This window comes from Rhizobium sophoriradicis (assembly GCF_025200795.1).
GTDB classification, from domain to species: domain Bacteria; phylum Pseudomonadota; class Alphaproteobacteria; order Rhizobiales; family Rhizobiaceae; genus Rhizobium; species Rhizobium sophoriradicis.
On the sequence record NZ_CP104156.1, the window covers coordinates 53217 to 70152 of the forward strand.

Here is a 16936-nt window from a genome sequence, read left to right on the forward strand (position 1 = left end):
AGTTCCTCCCAATGGCGATCGACGCCCTAATGATGGCCGGAAACGGTGCCACCCTGGCCGTCCGGCAGGGTGATCCTGATGTTCTGCATCATGCCCTGGTCCTCATGATCGAGGATGTGGCAATGCAGAACGAACTCGCCGATATAGCGCTGGTAGTGCGTCCGCACGGTGATCGTGTAGCGCGCCGACGGATCGGTGCCGGGATTCTTGATCCACAGCGTGTCCTTCCAGACATTTTTCAAGCCTGGATATTGCGGATCGCCGTCGTCATCGGCGCCAAGCGCGCTGACATCGTTGCCGGCCGCATCGACAATTTTGATGATCTGAAACGGATTGACATGGATATGGAATGGGTGGCTGACGAAATCCGAGCGGAGCGTCCATTCGTCGACTCCGCTCAGCGGCAACGTCCGGTCGATGCGGTTGGGATCATAAGGTTTGCCGTCAACCTCGAAGAAGGTGGCACCCGGCTGTTTCACATCGATGTTAAACACCAGTTGCTGCTCGCCGGTGACCTCGCCCGCGTCGATGTCCGGATGGGGAATAAAGCTTGAGAGCGACATCTCGTTCTTGAGGTCATCGATAACCTTGCCGGCGACATTCTGTGACATCGTGCGCTCAGCCGCCGAAATCAGCCAATCCTGCAGATAGGTGCCGATCTCGCCATTGACGGCATGGCCGCCTACTGCAGTGACTATGCCGAGAAGCCGTCGGCTTGGAGCCTCCTGGTTGACGCTGGCCGCTGCCGGTGCGGCGCCATCGATGATGCAGTAGTCACCCGCTCCTGGCAACACCACCAGCGCGTCAACGCGGTAGCCCGGTTGCAGGATCGCTTGCTGCCGCATCTGCACCTGCGCCATTGTCAGCCCGTCCTGGGCCACCACCCCATACGGAATAGTATCCTTGCCGCAATTCTGATCGATCCATCTGTCGGTGTCCGCTGCCGCAAGCGTGCGGAACGCGGTCGTCCCGGTCTTGCGCCGGATTTCGAAATTGATGGTGTCGCGAACCCCGGCGTGTATCATCCGCCACCGCTCGACCGAGCCAGCCTCCGCTAATGCCAACTGACCAAGCACCTGGCCGTTGACGCTGGTGAAGCGGCCCGAAGCCGGCCAACTGCCAGGTCCGAACTGATCGTAGCTTTCGATGCCGCCCACCTGTCCTGGCTGGCAATCATAAGTGATGTCGCCATTGTTATCGGTGCAAGCATATTGAATCTGCTGTAGCACCAAAACCCGTTCGGCGATATCGGAGCCGCCCGGCTGCTTCAATAGGCGGTCGATATCGCCAGTCTCGGTCGGTGTCGGCATGCGATCGCCACGGATGATCAACGCCCCGGACATGCCACTCGACACCTGCAATGCGGTTGATCCGTGTAGGTGTGGGTGATACCAGAAGGTGCCGGCGGGATGCTCAACGGCGATGTTGTATTCATATTGGAACGAAACGCCGGGACGGATTGAGATCAGCACATTATCGCCATTGCCAGACGGATTTACCCAGAGACCGTGCGAATGCAGGTTGGTACCGTTGAAGCAATGGGGGGTATTGGCACTGCCACCGCCGATGCCGCAGGTGGAATCCTGAGGGAACAGGTTGTGAAGCGTTACCCGCACCGTCTGACCGGGCCGTAGATCGATGGTCGGTCCAACCAATGGCGTGTCGGCACCGGATAAGCCGGTCTGGCGGGCGTCTTGATAGCCGCGCAGTTTAACGTGGTCGTAGCGCGCCGTGGCCGGATTGTAGATCTGTCGGTCGAGATAGGTAGCGTTCATATCGAGCAGAACCTCGCCCGGAAATGTCTCCCGGCTTTGTTCGAAGGTTTTCAGCATCCCCTGGGATTTTGTGATAGGTTGCAGCATATAGGCCAGGGGGTTAGTCACGGCCCTGGCCTCTTGAGCGACTGCGAATAGCGCATGGGTGACCGAAAAAACGCTCGCCATACCGAAGATCGCAATTTTGTCAGACACAGACAAACAACCCTCCCAAACCTCTGCCCGGAGTTTTGTTCTCCCCGGGTCGAACCGCATCCACAAAGTTCTACTGCGTCACCATGCGTTCACCTGCAATTCGACTTTGACTCGCGCGCTTTCTCGGGAGAAGACAGCTGCCGCCGCGCGACGAGAAAGTTTCAAGACTCATGCCACTCTGGCCGGATCGAGCCTCAGAAGGAATCTTGTGCCTATGCTTCAAGGACTTCCACGAGAGCGCGGTAGGAAGTCGGGCGGAACAGCACCATGGCGCGCACCTGACAAACCTGACAGCAGGTGTAGTAGGCCCGACATTTTTGTGGGGAGCATCGTTACGTGCGGCAATACGCGTCTCACCTTGTTTGTTTGTCGAGCTGCACTCGAGCAACGCCTTGACGCTCATATCGCGGTCACCGCCGCGGGCATTAATGTCGGCGTCACATACCGTTCATCACACCGCCTAATCGGAGAGACACCACGGGCAGACTACGCCAGTTCTTCCGGCTCTCTGCGCTGCGCGATGATCTCGAAACAAGGTTGCTTGCTCAGGAGTATCGCGCCCTGCTCCTCGACGATCATTTCGACGACGGCAGGAGGGAGCCCTTCCACAATCTTCTCCTATGGACGTCTCTTATGGACGTCCAACGCGATATCTCAGATGCACGGAGCCGAGGCCAGCGGCTTCGGCGCTGATAAACGTGAGCCTCGCCCTGCCGGCAAGCCCATCCTCGCCGCCCTCGAATATGGCCGGTGTATTCGACTTGCCTCCGATCGCAGGGAAGATGACCAGGCTGACCTCGTCAACAAGACCCGCCTTCAAGAAATGGCCATTGGTTTGCGCCCCGCCTTCCAGCATCAAGCGCTTCACACCGAACTCGGTTCCAAGAAGGTCAAGCGCGTTTTTCAGATCGACGCCATCTTTCTCCGAGACGATATAGGAAACGCCAGCCTGGGTGAGGCCCGCCAGGTAAGCATCATCCACGTCAGATCCTGTCAGGACCACAAGGTGAGCTCCCTCAATGTCGCTCTTGTCCCAGCGTAGCCGACCGTCCTTATCCACGATGACAGCGAACTCGCCGGCGTCCGGGTTGGCGATATGGATCGGTCGCGCGGCTGTGCCGGTTGCTTGATAGGGGCGGTCGACGGCGTCCGCGAACTCTTCTCCCGTCGCTCTTCCCGAAAGCCAGGCGTCGGCACCGATCTTCTCATGCAGGCCGTCATAGATCTTCACGAGCTCATCGACCGAATGGCCGGTTGCCTCGGCCCAATCATTGACGATCAATCGGCCATCCAGCGGCGACATCATGTGACAGATTACATAGGGTCTGGGCATTGGATTACTCTCCTCTACAAACATTCCACCGTCAGTGACCTGACTTCAACCAGGCTGCGAATTTATCCATCCAGTCGGGGTGCCAGCGTGAAAGCGCCGGCCGGTTCAGGATCATGTCGTCGGCCGCCCAGCGGATCCTTCTGGCATCGATCGCAGACGTAACCGCGTTATCCGGACAGATGATGTAAAAATTCTCGTCGAGCAGACGGACCAGGAAGTATTCCACCAGTTGCTCTGCGGTCCATGCCTCATCGGGTTTCGCAATGCCCTGCGGCTTGAGTGCGATGTTCATGGGTGTCCACGTGTAGCCAGGGACGAGGAGATGAGCCGAAACACGACCTCCCGTCTCCTTCAGAAGCTCGTGCGACAGCTGTTCGGTCAGGACTTTGACAGCTGCCTTTGCCACCGAATATGCGGCGTTACCTGGAGGAGTCGTAATACCTTCCTTGGAGCCGAGGTTGACAACGGCCGACTGGCGACCGGCTTCGATCATGTAGGGCACGAAGACGTGTTGCGCGGCCAGAACACCTCCGAAGTTTACATCGATCTGGCGTCGCCACTTTGCAGGATTGTCCCAAGGGCCGGCTCCTTGCGTTATGCCCGCGTTGTTTACTAGGACGGCCACGTCGCCAAACCGCGAAATCGTTTCGTCCCGCAACCTGGTCAGTGCCGACAAATCTGATACGTCGCCGCTCACGATCAGGATGTCCGTGTCGAGTGTCGAAGTAACATCCTCAAGTGCGTCGGCGTCGAGATCCAGCAGCGCGAGCTTCATGCCGCGGGCCGCGAGAGCCCTCGCGATTGCCAAGCCGATGCCCTTCGCAGCTCCCGTGATGACCGCAACGCGGCCAGGAGCAACGACGCTGTTCATTCTCTCGCTCATTTTTTGTCTTTCCCGTCATTGGACCGTCACCGCTGGAAGGTGTGCCGGACAAGCCGTCGCCGTGGAATTTTTCTCCGAGAAGCGTGCCGGCCGATGGCACCAGCGCAGAGAAGTCCATCAACGCTACTCGGGCGCTTGGGTCGTCGGATCATATCCGCGGGCTGCGAACGACCGTTCGATCGCACTATAAGAATAGGGTAGCGCGACGGCTACTTGAAGTGAGCGGGATCGCACGCACCGATGAGCCGTGTTCACTCAAGGGCCTTCGTGACGTAGGGAATGCCTGGCCAGTTCGACCGCGGACGGGACCAAAAAGGTAACGCACTCCTGGTCCCTGCCAGATCGGTGGATGATTTTCACTCGCCGCCCCGATCAATTTTGCTCATGTAACCAATCGGCTCCACGGGCATTTGGTCACCAGCGCCTCGAGACGATCGTGGTGCTGACCAAACCAAAGGAGTGAAATCATGACAGGGAATAAACCACTCGCAATGATCACGGGCGGCTCATCTGGAATAGGCTTCGAGCTTGCCAAACAATTCGCCAAGAATGGATTCGATGTCGCCATTTCAGGCTCAAGCGACAAGGTGAACGAGGCCGCCGATGCGCTACGAAGCCTTGATGCCGAAGCATATCCGTTCAAAGCGGATGCCTCGACGTACGATGGCGTCGAGAGGTTCTGGACCTTTACGCAGGGGCTGGGGCGCCCCTTGGAAGCCGCGGCTCTGAACGTCGGTATCGGTATTGGCGGCGCCTTTGTCGATAACGATCTCGAGGATGAGCTTCGCCTGCTTGCGATCAATGTAACCGGGACCGTCCATATGGCCAAACGCGTCGTCCAACATATGGTCAAGAACGGCCGCGGCAGGATTCTCATCACCTCCTCGGTTTCGGCGACCCTGCCCACGCCATACGAAACCGTTTACGGCCCGTCGAAGGCATTCGGTTACATGTTCGCGGAATCTCTGCGCGAGGAGTTGCGCTCGACCGGGGTCACGGTGACGGCACTCCTTCCGGGCGCCACCAACAGCGACTTCCACGCGAACGCTGGAATGGGCGGTACGAAGCTCGGTGGCCAACAAAAAAACGACAAGACGCTCGTCGCCAAGCAGGGCTTCGAGGCCCTCATGAACGGCATCGACCATATCGTCGGCGGAGATCAGAAAACCAAGCGGCAGGTGTTGGAAAACCGGACGACCCCCGAGCCCGTCAAAGCCGCGCGGCAAGCCGAATTGACCCAACCGCAGTGAAGGAGCACGTCATGTCACATCTGAAAAACAAGGTCGCCATCGTCACAGGGGCTTCCTCGGGCATTGGAGCGGCGACCGCCAGAGGATTGGCGGAAAAAGGTGCGCGCGTCGTCCTTGCCGGCCGCAATGAGGAACGCCTCAGTCAGATCGTCGAAGACATCACCGGTTCGGGAGGTATTGCCAGCTACAAGGTTGCTGATGCCACGGATTTTGAGAGTACCAAGGCCCTCGTCGCGTTCGCCACAACGACGTACGGCCCGGTCGATATAGTGGTCAACAATGCCGGCCTCATGCTCTTTTCCTATTGGAAGGATGCCGCCGTCGGCGATTGGAACAAGATGATCGATACCAACCTGCGTGGCTATCTGCATGCGATCGCCGCGGTGCTGCCGTCGATGTTGGAGCGCCGGTCCGGCCGCATCCTGAATATGAGCTCTATCGCCGGCGTTCATGTCGGCGAGGCGGCAGGGGTTTACGGAGCCACGAAGTTCTTCATACGCGGTATTACCGAAAGCCTCAGGAAGGAGGTGGGCGTGGGTAGCGGGATCCAAGTGTCTATGATCAGCCCTGGCGTGATCGATACCGGCTGGGCCGACAAGGTTCATGACGAGACGGGCAGAAAGATCGCCGGAGAGCTCAACAAGCAGGGTATTCCGCCGTCGTCGGTGGCTGAAGCCGTGGTCTATGCACTAGACCAGCCCCCGGAGATCACGATCAACGACATTTCGTCCATCCAACCCGGCAGGACTGGTAGCCCGCGTTTTCGAGAGCTCAGAACTAGAACCTCCGGGACTGTTAGACCGCCTCGCGGAACCAACCGGTGCCGTCTCTCGTGGCTGTGGACACGAAGATCTTCATTGCATGACGATCTAATCCCGGACGTTTTCGTTTTTCAGCGACCGGCCATCTCCGCCGTCCTTCGCAGGATCCAACATGGATCACTAGGTCAAATTTTTGACTGCTTCCTCGGCCATCACATACCAAATACAGGGCCAGTTAAATAAGGATTGAAGGTGCCGGCCGGCCTGAAGCAAGGTCGGCGCCGGCAAGGGCGATCTTTTTCAGTACAAGTGCGAGTATCCATAACTCATGGTATCAACGCGGGCCGATCTGGCCGACCTTGAAACTTTCGTCGCGATCGCGCGTGCGGGGGGGTTCCGAAAGGCCGCCGCGCTTCGCGGCGTTTCCGGGTCTGCCCTCAGCCACTCGATCAGGGGTTTGGAGGCCCGTCTGGGCGTCCGTCTGTTTCATCGGACAAGCAGGAGCATCAGTCTCACCGCCGCCGGCGAAGTGCTGCTTGCCGAACTGGAGCCCCGTTTCCTCGGCATTCAAGCTGCGATGGATCTCCTAGACAGTTTCAGGAGCGGGCCTACGGGCAGAGTGAGAGTGACCACCCTGCGTGACGCCGCCGAGCTGCTGATCGCTCCTCGACTGCACAGTTTTCGCAAGAGCTACCCAGATGTCGAGGTCGAAGTCAGCGTCGAGGATCGCTTCATCGATATGGTCGCCGAAGGTTTTGACGCGGGCATCCGTTATGGGGGAACGGTTCCCGAGGGGATGATCGCGTCGCGTCTGACATCCGAACTCGAATGGATCGTAGTCGGTTCTCCGGCCTATCTCAACGAACGAGGGCGGCCCGCGCGGCCGGAAGATCTCTTGACGCACGAGTGCATCCGGATCCGAACCGGTACGGATCACCTCTGCAAATGGGAACTTGGCGACGGCGATCGCATGGTTTCTCTCGACGTTCCGGGACTTCTCACGCTCGGAGATTCGGAACTATCTATCCGCATGGCGGAGGAGGGAGGCGGTCTCTTTTATTGCCTGCAGGCCCGGGTCGAGGACAAACTTGCGGCCGGTTCACTCGAAGTCGTGCTGCCGGACTGGACCTCTACCGGGCCGGGTTTTCATGCATACTACGTTTCGCATCGACAGGTGCCGTCCGCTCTCCGGACGTTTCTCGACTACCTTAAGGCGCCGGTTGCGGGCGATTGAAGTGACGGCCAGACGAGACAGCTTCACCAGGCAGGAGAATCGCATATGGATGGTAAGGAGTTGTTTTGTTGAGGCAAATCGACTCAAGAACTCTCCGATAATTTGGAGGTACGGATGAATCGATTTGCCACCTGTTTTAAAGATCTGCCCGACCCTCGGGGCGCAACACACGTCATCCGCTGATGTCGATCCTGTTCATTGCCATTGCCGCGATCGTTTGCGGCGCCGAAAGCTGCGCCGACATGGCCGATCCGGCGTTTCCAAAAAGAAGTGGCTCAAGACGATCGTGCCGCTGCCCTATGGCATCGCCGGCCATGGCACCTTCTCCACCGTTTTCCGCTGCCTCAATCAGGTTGCCTTCGAAGCCGCTTTACCGAAGCCTTTGCAAAGGGCATGGAAGGCGTGGTGGCGGTCGACGGCAAGGCGGTACGAGGCGACGCCGCTGCCCCTCGTCAAGGTCTGGGCTGCCGGTTGCGGCCTGGTCATCGGCCAACAGACCGCGCCGGGCCGCAACGAGGTCCAAGGGGCGCTCGATGCGCTTGCGCTTTTGTCGCTGGAAGGTGCCATCGTCACCGCCGATGCCCTGCATTGCCGCGCCGATACCGCTCATGCCATCCTTTCCGCCGGCGGCGACTATGCCCTGGCGTTGAAGGCCAATCAGCCCGGCCTCCTGGCACAGACGATTGCTCGTCTGGACGACGTCGAGCCACTCGGCGTCCAGACCGCCGCCGAGAATGACCATGACCGCTGCGAAAGACGCCGTGCCTGCATCGTCGCCGTCAATGACATCGACTTCCCCGGCCTGCAGGCCATCGGCTCCGTCGAGGCCACAAGCCGTCATGCCGATGGCCGTCTGACCAGCCATGTCCGCTACTTCCTGCTCTCCACCGTCATGTCGGCTGCCGCCCTGATCGAGGTAACCAGAACTCATTGGCAGATCGAAAACAAACTGCACTGGGTGCTCGACGTCCAGTTCCGCGAGGATGCCGCCAGAAACCGTAAGGATCACGGACCGGCAAACATTGCTCTGTTACGAAAGATTGCCCTCAACCTCATCCGGGCCCATCCAGATAAGGCCTCCATTCGTCGAAAGATCAAGAAGGCAGGGTGGGACGATCAGTTCCTCATCTCTATCATCGCTCATATGCGATAGCCCTGCTTCACCAGGGGAATTTGAGTGCCGGCAGAAAGCGGTCGCTCGCAGCCAGAAAAATAATTGGCAGCAAGATCGCCTGGCATCCTTTAACATGCCGAAAGCGGAAAAAAATACGTGACAGCCTCCGATCCCTCTCTGAGCCGAGGCCATCCATGATGGTAGAGAATCCGCAAGTCTTCGGCTGTCTGACACGACCAGCCGGTACGAATGCGGTACTGCCACGGCTCTCCTCCAGGCGCCCGTTTTTGATCTCTCGATATCTAAATTTGTGCAGACGAGCAGGCAAAGCTATAACGGCAGGATCAACGAATACTGGTAGCTCTCAGACAATCTGGATCGATATCAACCGGGAATGCCTGCATATGTAGGGAGGATTCAAGCACGGCGTGAGGGCGATGCAGACGGACGAGGCGGAGACGTCACGGAAACCCGAGAGCACCTGCATCACCTCGCTCGAGGTTTCCAGGCGGCCTTGTAGGAGACCCGCGGCGTAGTGCCCCGAAAACCCCACCGCGCAAATGCTGATTATGAAAGACAGTACGAAAATGATTACTCTGTAGCCGGAAACGGGACAACAGCCTGTCCATTGTGGTCGATCCTTGTCCATAGGCGGTGAAGAAACTTCATCAATCGGGATCCGCCTCCGAGGGAAGCATCGAATCATCAATGACGACACGAAAGCTGCGCGACCGAGGTTGTCTGTCAACAGATTGTCTGATAAAGCTTGCTAAGGTTCGAACTGTCTCACAAACTTGCGGAGGAATAACTCCGTAACAGAACCGGCGCTGCCGCAGCCGGCACAACTTTCACTGCTGAAATCGATTGCCGCGATGTTCCTTGTTTTCAATGGAAAGCGGTGACCGCATCTCGGCTATGTGAAGGCTTCGAACATGTCGTCGTCCTCGCGACGGCGGGACGCGACGCCTTGATGAACAAACGGGCGTCCTTTTTATGGATGGACGGCTCCATGGCGCCGAGATCACCAGCTTCCCCGATATGCATCTTGAGATGTTGATCTGGGACAGGTAAGTATTGAGATTCAAGAAGCAGAGAAGATGATTGATAAGAAAGCATTGCTCGATAATATGACCTTGGCGGAGCAGGTCTCGCTACTTTCCGGCGATACGTTCTGGTCTTTACCGCCCATCGACCGCCTAGGGATAGGGAGATTGCGCTTGACCGACGGCCCCAACGGCGCCCGCGGGGCGGGGTCTTTTGTCGGAGGTGTGACTGCAGCGGCTTTCCCGGTGGGCATCGCCATCGGAGCGAGTTGGAACCCGGATCTAGCCAAGGAAATCGGCAGTGCCCTAGGTGACGAGGTTCTTTCAAAAGGTGCCCACGTCTCGTTAGCCCCCACCGTTAACATCCAGCGTAGCGTCACAAACGGCCGCAACTTTGAGTGCTTCTCTGAGGATCCGATCCTGACGGCGGAACTTGCAGTCGGCTATATCGAAGGTCTGCAGTCCACGAAAGTCGGTGCCACGATAAAACATTTCGTCGGCAACGAGTCCGAGATTGAACGTACAACCATCTCTTCAGATATCGATGAACGCACGCTGCGCGAAGTCTACCTGATACCCTTTGAGACGGCGGTGAAGCGGGCAAAGGTCTGGGCCGTGATGTCTTCGTATAACAAGCTAAACGGTACTTACACGGCGGAAAGCCATTGGCTGTTGAACGAGGTTCTGCGCGGTGACTGGGGTTTTAACGGCGTGGTGATGTCGGACTGGTTCGGCTCGCGTTCGACCGCACCCACCGTGAATGCCGGGCTGGATCTGGAGATGCCGGGCCCGACTCGCGATCGCGGCTCCAAGCTACTGGCTGCGGTCGAAGGCGGCGAGGTTAGTGTCGAGACGATCCGCGCCTGTGTGCGCAATATCCTGACTTTGATGGAACGCACCGGCGCTATCAACGATCATCGCGAGTTTAAGGAGTACGCCATTGATCAACCGAAACATAGGGCATTGATCAGGCGCGCGGGAGCGGAAAGCGCAGTTCTGCTACAGAATGACGGGATCCTGCCATTGGCTCAGCAAGGTATGGTCGCCATCATTGGACCCAATGCCAAGGTCGCGCAGGTGATGGGAGGCGGCTCGGCGCAGTTGAACCCTCACTATGTCATCAGTCCGTGGCAGGGGCTGGTGGACGCGCTGGGTGAGGAGAATCTGTGCTACGCTCAGGGCTGCAACAATTATCGGTTTCAGCCGCTAATCGAAAACCCCACAACCTTCGAGTTTTTCCAAGGAAGGGAGCTAGCTGGCGAACCGGTGAAGGTCGTCGAGGAACCGTCGAGCCTTGGTGTATGGTTGCCCCCCGTGGCCGAGGGCTTTGTCGATCCCCTTCGCTTTTCGGCTAGAATGCGCACCATCTTCACAGCCTCGGAAGCCGGCGTCTATCGCGTCGGACTAACCTCGGCCGGGCTTGGCCGGGTCTATGTGGACGGCAGACTTGTGGTGGACGCTTGGGCTTCCTGGATACGTGGTACCACATTCTTTGAAGAAGGCTGCGAAGAGGTCGTGGGTGAAATCACGCTCGAAGCCGGCCGTACATACGAGGTCGTCGCCGAGTACGCCCGGCACGACCACGTCAACCTCTATATCGCCGCAATTCGGGTAGGAATAGGCAGATTTTCGGCCGAAGCGGAGATTGCCGAGGCAGCAGCCGTCGCGGCAAAGGCTGATCATGCGGTAGTCTTCGTGGGCAGAACGGGCGACTGGGATACCGAGGGCTCCGATCTTCGCGGTATTGCACTTCCCGGTCTGCAGAACCAGCTTGTTGAGGCGGTAATTGCGGCCAATCCGAACACGATCGTCGTACTACAAACCGGTGGACCGGTGGAAATGCCCTGGCTTTCCGGTGCTCGTGCAGTACTGCAATGCTGGTATCCCGGACAGGAGGCTGGCAACGCGATCGCCGATGTGCTCCTCGGCAAGGCCGAGCCCTCGGGCCGACTGGCACAGACCTTCCCCGTGCGCTGGGCTGACAACCCCACACATACTGAGGATGACGCGGTCTATCCAGGTAAGGACGGCCATGTGCGATATGACGAAGGTGTGTTCGTCGGTTATCGGCACTACGACCGCCACGGCATTAAGCCGCTGTTCCCGTTCGGTCATGGTCTCGGTTATTCAAGCTTTGCGATGTCGGACCTGACGGTAGGGCTACCAGACGCTGCCGGCGCGGTGACAGTGACACTGGAATTGACCAACATCAGCGAGCGGCCAGGTTCGGCAGTGGTGCAAATCTATGTCGGCGATGTTGAAGCATCTATACCCAGACCGGTTAAAGAGCTGAAAGCCTTCTCGAAAATTGCCCTGGAACCCGGTGAGAAACGAAGGTTGCGTTTCATACTTGACGCCCGAACATTTGCCTTCTTCGACACGACCGAGCGGCGTTGGCGGATAGAGGCGGGGGAATTTGCAGTGATGGCTGGGTTCTCGGCCACCGACATCCGTTTGAGTTTAACTGTCACGCAAAAGGGCGCTGTCTTGGCGCTCTGAATGGGCCGCAAATCAATGACCACATTGGGCAGTGGTCGAGTTCCAACGTATGCAGTTTTGGCGGTGAAGCTGGGTGAGTTGAGTGAGAGAATGCCTCAAAACCGGTACTTGGTTAATGGCATGGCGAAACACCGCCTGCGCCTCCAAAAACAGGCAATGTTTTCTGAACGATCGTAAGCGCGATTTTCCCCGCACCTTCTGCAATTGAGTGAGCTTTGGCATGAGGTGTCCACCAAAATAGGTGGACACCAAGGGATGGAAGAAGTGACCTGCCACTGAATTTTCATCCGGCGGCGATTAGATGTGGAGCCTCGGCCGGGGTCTGGTATCCGAGCGATGAGTGCGGCCGGAAATGGTTGTACAACACGACGACAGAACACCCACGGGACCGAGGTTCGCGAGCTTTTGTATCCGTGGCATCCCTGGTCCGGGCAACCCGTTCACGTGCATGAGGCGGTGTCCAAAGGGAAGCATATTTCCGCTGCAGCCTTTCTGGTTCTTCTTCTGGTCGACTTCTTGAGGTCCCATCGTGGATGTTCGACCGATCAATGAGTGGTTGTTGGCGCAGCCTGGCGGTTCCGCACGTCGATCTCGCAAGCCTGCATTCTTTGGCAAGATTGCTGAAGGACGCTGATGCCTCATCGCAATCTTCGGTAATGGGCGCAGCACTTTGGTCGACTCAGCCTATTCAACGCCATGGTGAGGCAGCTAAATGCTGACTTCCAAGAGAACCTTGAGCCTGCCCATCGATGCAAAATAGCTAATAGCGCGGCAATCAGGATGAGACGCTTGCGACAATCTGGATGAGATTCTTAGGTCGCGGTCGGGATCAAATTATCATGCTGATTGCCGCTGACAAGTTCTTCGTCGTTTTCTGATTGCCGCTCCGCGACAGACAGCGTTGATGTCCTGATTGTCGCAAACGAGGCCGGTCGGCCGCGCTGGCGTTTTTCCTCAAGCGCAGTTCTGCGGCGATAGCTTTCGACGTTCATCTCGAAGATCGTGGCATGGTGCACGAGCCGGTCGACTGCTGCGAGTGTCATGGCAGGGTCGGGAAAGACCCGGTTCCACTCTCCGAACGGCTGGTTGGCGGTGATCAGGATCGACCGGTGCTCGTATCGTGCCGAGATCAGCTCGAATAGCACGCTTGTTTCCGCCTGGTCCTTGGTGACGTAGGCGAGGTCATCGAGGATGAGCAAGTCGTACCTGTTGAGTTTGTCGATGGCAGACTCAAGCTGCAGTTCCCTTCGGGCGACCTGAAGCTTCTGCACAAGATCGGTGGTCCGGGTGAACAGGACCCGCCATCCGTTCTCGATCAGCGCAAGGCCGATGGCAGCAGCAAGATGGCTCTTTCCTCCGCCGGGCGGACCGAACATGAGGATGTTAGCTCCCTTGGCAAGCCAGCTGTCGCCGGCGGTGATTGCCATGACCTGCGCCTTCGAGATCATGGGTACAGCGTCAAAGGCGAAGCTGTCTAAGGTCTTTCCGGGCGGCAGGTGCGCTTCGGCGAGATGCCGTTCAATCCTGCGATTGGCACGCTCTGCCAGCTCGTGCTCGGCAATAGCCGACAGGAAGCGAGCTGCCGGCCATCCTTCCCGGTCCGCCTCTTCGGCAAATCGTGGCCACAGCATTTTGATCGTCGGCAGCCGGAGCTCGTTGAGCATGATGCCGAGGCGTGCTTCATCGATAACGTGGGCGTTCTTCATGCCGCTTCTCCCGTCCCGATCAGGGCCTCATAACCGTTGAGCGATGCGAGTTGCACATGAACGGTCGGCAGCTTGGCTGGATCCGGACCGAAGAGCGCTCGCATGGTAGCCAGATTGGGTAAGTCACCAGCATCGAGTATCCTGGCCAATTCTTCGGCAAGTTCGCGTTCGCAACCACGGTCATGCGCGAGCGCCAGGAGTTCGACGGTGATCTTGCAAGCCTGCTTGTCGGGAAGATGCTCGATGAGGGCTTCGAAGGCCTTGCGATATTCCTGACGCGGGAAGAGCTTGTCGCGATAAACGAGGCCGCGGAGCGCCATCGGCTTTTTGCGCAGGGAATGGATGACGTGGTGGTAGTTGACGACCTGGTCGTGTCGGCCGTCGGGATGGCCGCGTCCTCGGCGCAACGTCATCAGATGCGTACCGCCGACAAAGACATCCAGCCGATCGTCGAACAGGCGAACTCTTAACCTGTGGCCGATCAGGCGGGATGGCACGGTGTAGAAGACCTTGCGCAAGGTGAAGCCGCCCGTCCGGGACACCGTAACGACAATCTCTTCGAAGTCCGTGGTCCGGCGCTCGGGCAGCGCCTGCAGATGGGATCGCTCAGCATCAATGCGCTTGCCATGGGCAGCGTTGCGACGGCTGACGATGTCATCGACAAAGGCGCGGTAAGAACTGAGGTCGTCGAATTCCTTGGCCCCCCGCATCAGCAGGGCGTCATGAACAGAGTTCTTGAGATGGCCATGGGAGCTTTCGATAGAGCCGTTCTCATGCGCGACGCCTTTGTTGTTGCGCGTCGGCGTCATTCGATAATGGGAGCAAAGCTGATCGTATCGGTGGGTGAGATCGACCTTGGCATCGGCGTCGAGGTTGCGGAATGCCGCCGACAGGCTGTCGCTTCGATGATAAAGCGGCGTACCTCCCACGGACCACAGGGCATTTTGAAGCCCTTCAGCCAGCGCGACAAAGCTTTCGCCGCCGAGAATGACATGGGCATGTTCGAAGCCCGACCAGACAAGCCGGAGGTGATAGAACAGGTGATCAAGCGGCTGGCCGGCGATGGTCACACCAAGACCGCTGGCGTCGGTAAAATCCGAAAGGCCCAACCGGCCTGGCTCGTGCGTTTGGCGGAAGATGACCCCCTGCGCTTCGCCATGGACAGCACGCCACGACCGAATGCGTCGTTCAAGCGTGCGGCGGATACCTTCAGAGAGTTCTGGATGTCGGCGCAGCATCTCGTTGTAGACAGCGACGGCACGGATACCGGGTGCGGCCTTCAGGAGCGGGACGACTTCGGTCTCGAATATCAGCTCTAAGGGATCAGGGCGGCGGCGTCCGCGCGGCGCTTTGCTCTGAGAAGGCAGTTGTACCTCCTTGTCGAGGCGGTATGCCGTGGCTCGGCTGATCGACGCTTTTGACGCGGCGACCTCTACGGAATGCGTTTGTCGGTACTTCATGAAGAGTCTCATCTGATGATCGGTTAAATGGCGACCCGGCACAAACTGGTTCTCCAATCCAGAAAACCGCAAATGTACCGGACCGACCGCGATCATGAGACGCCGAAAATCTGCGCCACGCCGGGGTATGACTACGATCGGGCTACGCCCTCACTCCGTCACACCCCGGCGCGAGTCTCATCCTGATTGACGCTGAATCTCATCGAGATCGCCGCTACGCATAAAAGAGCCAGCCTGCCCGTCTAACCAATGCGAGCAGAACTCTCGGGACATTGTCACCCAACTTGTAGAGGGCCATCTTCGGCGTCAAGGCGCAGACCTCAACCGCTTCCGAGCAGAGAACTACGTCGGGTGCTGGACATATTTGTGAAGAACCCAACACGGCACAATACTTTTATCATCACGGAATGGGCGCGGCAGTCGGCCAGCAGCCAGGCGCCTGTAAAATCCAAGTGTCGAGCCGACAGGGCCTTGAAGGCATGCCTGAAACCAGGATGAGGGAACATATCGCCGGATTGGGCCGAGTTGAAGAACGTTGTGGGCAAGAATCTGTGCCCTCACCTCATCAGTCCAATTCCGCCGCCGCCGCCGACAGGTGATCTTTGAGCTCATTTGGGGATCGTTAGCGTTCAGCTTCGGTAGGCGGACGTGCATTTTTGCGATGGTGGAAGTTGTCGGCAGGTGGGCAACACGTGAAATATGGTTCTTCACTGAAATCGAGGGCATCAGACACGTCCCGCGCTCGCCGCGACAGAGCGTCCGACGAGACCTCGAACCATCTTCCGCGAACACTTCATAGCACTGCCTGCAACGTGCTTCGTGTAGACTGCAATCTTCAGTACATCGTTAAGCGAGGTCGTGTCTGAACAACACCGTAGGCATGCCGGATCCTCCGTATTCGAGATGGAATAGAGCGCCTCAGGAATGGTCCCATTTCATCCCGAGGAGGAGAAGTGAAATTGCCATAGTGGCGTGGCGGCGTTTGTTCGCGAGGCTCATGCTACGTGAGTGTCGAGAAGATTGCGACGGATTTAAGTTTCGATCGCCGTGGTTTACCGGAATGCACCTTCCGCTATTTCGCCGCCGAGACGTTGGTCGAGTTCCTCGTGCTGGCCGTTGCGGCAACTTGGCGATTCACGCCGCCACCGCGCGCCTATCGCTGCGGCAGCACAGCCGGCTTCGACGCATCTTCATTCAGACAAGGCGATGGCAAAAATCATCGTCACGCCCGCGCGCGCTGGCCCTGTCGAGATTGCGGCCTTCCTGATGAAAGGCGACGTCGATCCGCTGGACGCCAAGAAGTGACCTTCGTCTTGTCGACCCCCCCTGCGGGAATAGAGCCAATCAAGCGTGCGGCGCGCCAGTGGGAGGACGGCACTTGGCGCGAGAACGTGCCGTTGCGGCAAGTGGAACATCCGTGTCGATTCTCGCGTCAGCGATTTTGAGCTTGCTCGGGCTTCCGGCGAGATTGAAATTGGGAATTTGAATGCCTTCACTGCAAACACACCGGATCTTCATTTTACGTGGCGCAACTTTCCTCAAACGAACCCGCACCCGTGCGGTATTTGGCCACATCCTCGCCGAGGCCGGAGCCGGAATAACCGGGTCCGAGCTTCACTCTCATCACATCAAGGGTGCCTGCCACGAGCAAACGCCTTATAATTGGCGCGAAGCCAAACCGCG

At 58.2% G+C, this 16936-nt stretch carries 11 protein-coding genes and 2 pseudogenes; 5 read left to right on the top strand and 8 right to left on the bottom strand.

Annotation, left to right across the window (positions count from 1 at the left end; genetic code table 11):
• Nucleotides 1–26 precede the first annotated feature (26 nt).
• From N2597_RS31080 to N2597_RS31095, 4 genes are all read right to left on the bottom strand, one after another.
• A complete protein-coding gene (locus tag N2597_RS31080) occupies nucleotides 27–1976 on the bottom strand; it encodes a multicopper oxidase family protein (protein ID WP_018446454.1) in 1950 nt (649 codons plus the stop codon).
• 480 nt (nucleotides 1977–2456) lie between these two features.
• The gene (locus tag N2597_RS31085; protein ID WP_009982859.1) at nucleotides 2457–2579 is read right to left on the bottom strand and encodes a hypothetical protein; all 123 of its coding nucleotides are present in this window, start codon (nucleotides 2577–2579) and stop codon (nucleotides 2457–2459) included.
• A gap of 22 nt (nucleotides 2580–2601) precedes the next feature.
• Entirely contained in the window at nucleotides 2602–3303 is a 702-nt protein-coding gene (locus N2597_RS31090; RefSeq protein ID WP_004674381.1) for a RibD family protein, read from the bottom strand.
• A 31-nt stretch (nucleotides 3304–3334) separates the two neighbouring features.
• On the bottom strand, nucleotides 3335–4186 hold the full coding sequence (locus N2597_RS31095) for an SDR family NAD(P)-dependent oxidoreductase (protein WP_009991591.1): 852 nt from the start codon (nucleotides 4184–4186) through the stop codon (nucleotides 3335–3337).
• A gap of 467 nt (nucleotides 4187–4653) precedes the next feature.
• On the opposite strand from N2597_RS31095, the gene N2597_RS31100 reads away from it, so the two are divergent.
• The 4 genes and pseudogenes from N2597_RS31100 (at nucleotide 4654) to N2597_RS31115 (ending at nucleotide 8584) form a co-directional block, all read left to right on the top strand.
• Entirely contained in the window at nucleotides 4654–5436 is a 783-nt protein-coding gene (locus N2597_RS31100; RefSeq protein WP_011053310.1) for an SDR family NAD(P)-dependent oxidoreductase, read from the top strand.
• Between the two features lie 11 nt (nucleotides 5437–5447).
• Nucleotides 5448–6190: pseudogene (locus N2597_RS31105) on the top strand (SDR family oxidoreductase).
• Between the two features lie 335 nt (nucleotides 6191–6525).
• Entirely contained in the window at nucleotides 6526–7431 is a 906-nt protein-coding gene (locus N2597_RS31110) for a LysR family transcriptional regulator (protein WP_004674388.1), read from the top strand.
• A 286-nt stretch (nucleotides 7432–7717) separates the two neighbouring features.
• Complete coding sequence (locus tag N2597_RS31115) at nucleotides 7718–8584, top strand: ISAs1 family transposase (protein WP_237353332.1); 867 nt, start codon at nucleotides 7718–7720, stop codon at nucleotides 8582–8584.
• A gap of 409 nt (nucleotides 8585–8993) precedes the next feature.
• On the opposite strand, the pseudogene N2597_RS33770 reads toward N2597_RS31115, so the two are convergent.
• Nucleotides 8994–9174, bottom strand: a pseudogene (locus N2597_RS33770) (hypothetical protein); the annotation flags it as partial.
• A 468-nt stretch (nucleotides 9175–9642) separates the two neighbouring features.
• Between N2597_RS33770 and N2597_RS31120 the strand changes: the two are divergent.
• Nucleotides 9643–12087 carry a beta-glucosidase gene (locus tag N2597_RS31120; protein WP_004674391.1) on the top strand — a complete coding sequence of 815 codons (2445 nt, stop codon included), beginning with the start codon at nucleotides 9643–9645 and terminating at the stop codon, nucleotides 12085–12087.
• A gap of 812 nt (nucleotides 12088–12899) precedes the next feature.
• On the opposite strand, the gene istB is transcribed toward N2597_RS31120, so the two are convergent.
• The 3 genes from istB to N2597_RS31135 all read right to left on the bottom strand — a co-directional run bounded on the left by istB (nucleotide 12900) and on the right by N2597_RS31135 (nucleotide 16898).
• Nucleotides 12900–13793: an IS21-like element ISRel5 family helper ATPase IstB gene (gene istB / locus N2597_RS31125; RefSeq protein ID WP_004672573.1), complete on the bottom strand. Its 894-nt coding sequence runs from the start codon at nucleotides 13791–13793 to the stop codon at nucleotides 12900–12902.
• Nucleotides 13790–15295: an IS21-like element ISRel5 family transposase gene (istA, locus tag N2597_RS31130; protein WP_423228317.1), complete on the bottom strand. Its 1506-nt coding sequence runs from the start codon at nucleotides 15293–15295 to the stop codon at nucleotides 13790–13792. The genes istB and istA overlap by 4 nt, the downstream gene beginning before the upstream one ends.
• Nucleotides 15296–16772: 1477 nt before the next feature.
• Nucleotides 16773–16898, bottom strand: coding sequence for a hypothetical protein (locus tag N2597_RS31135; protein WP_257784634.1), 126 nt, complete (start codon nucleotides 16896–16898; stop codon nucleotides 16773–16775).
• Nucleotides 16899–16936: the final 38 nt, after the last annotated feature.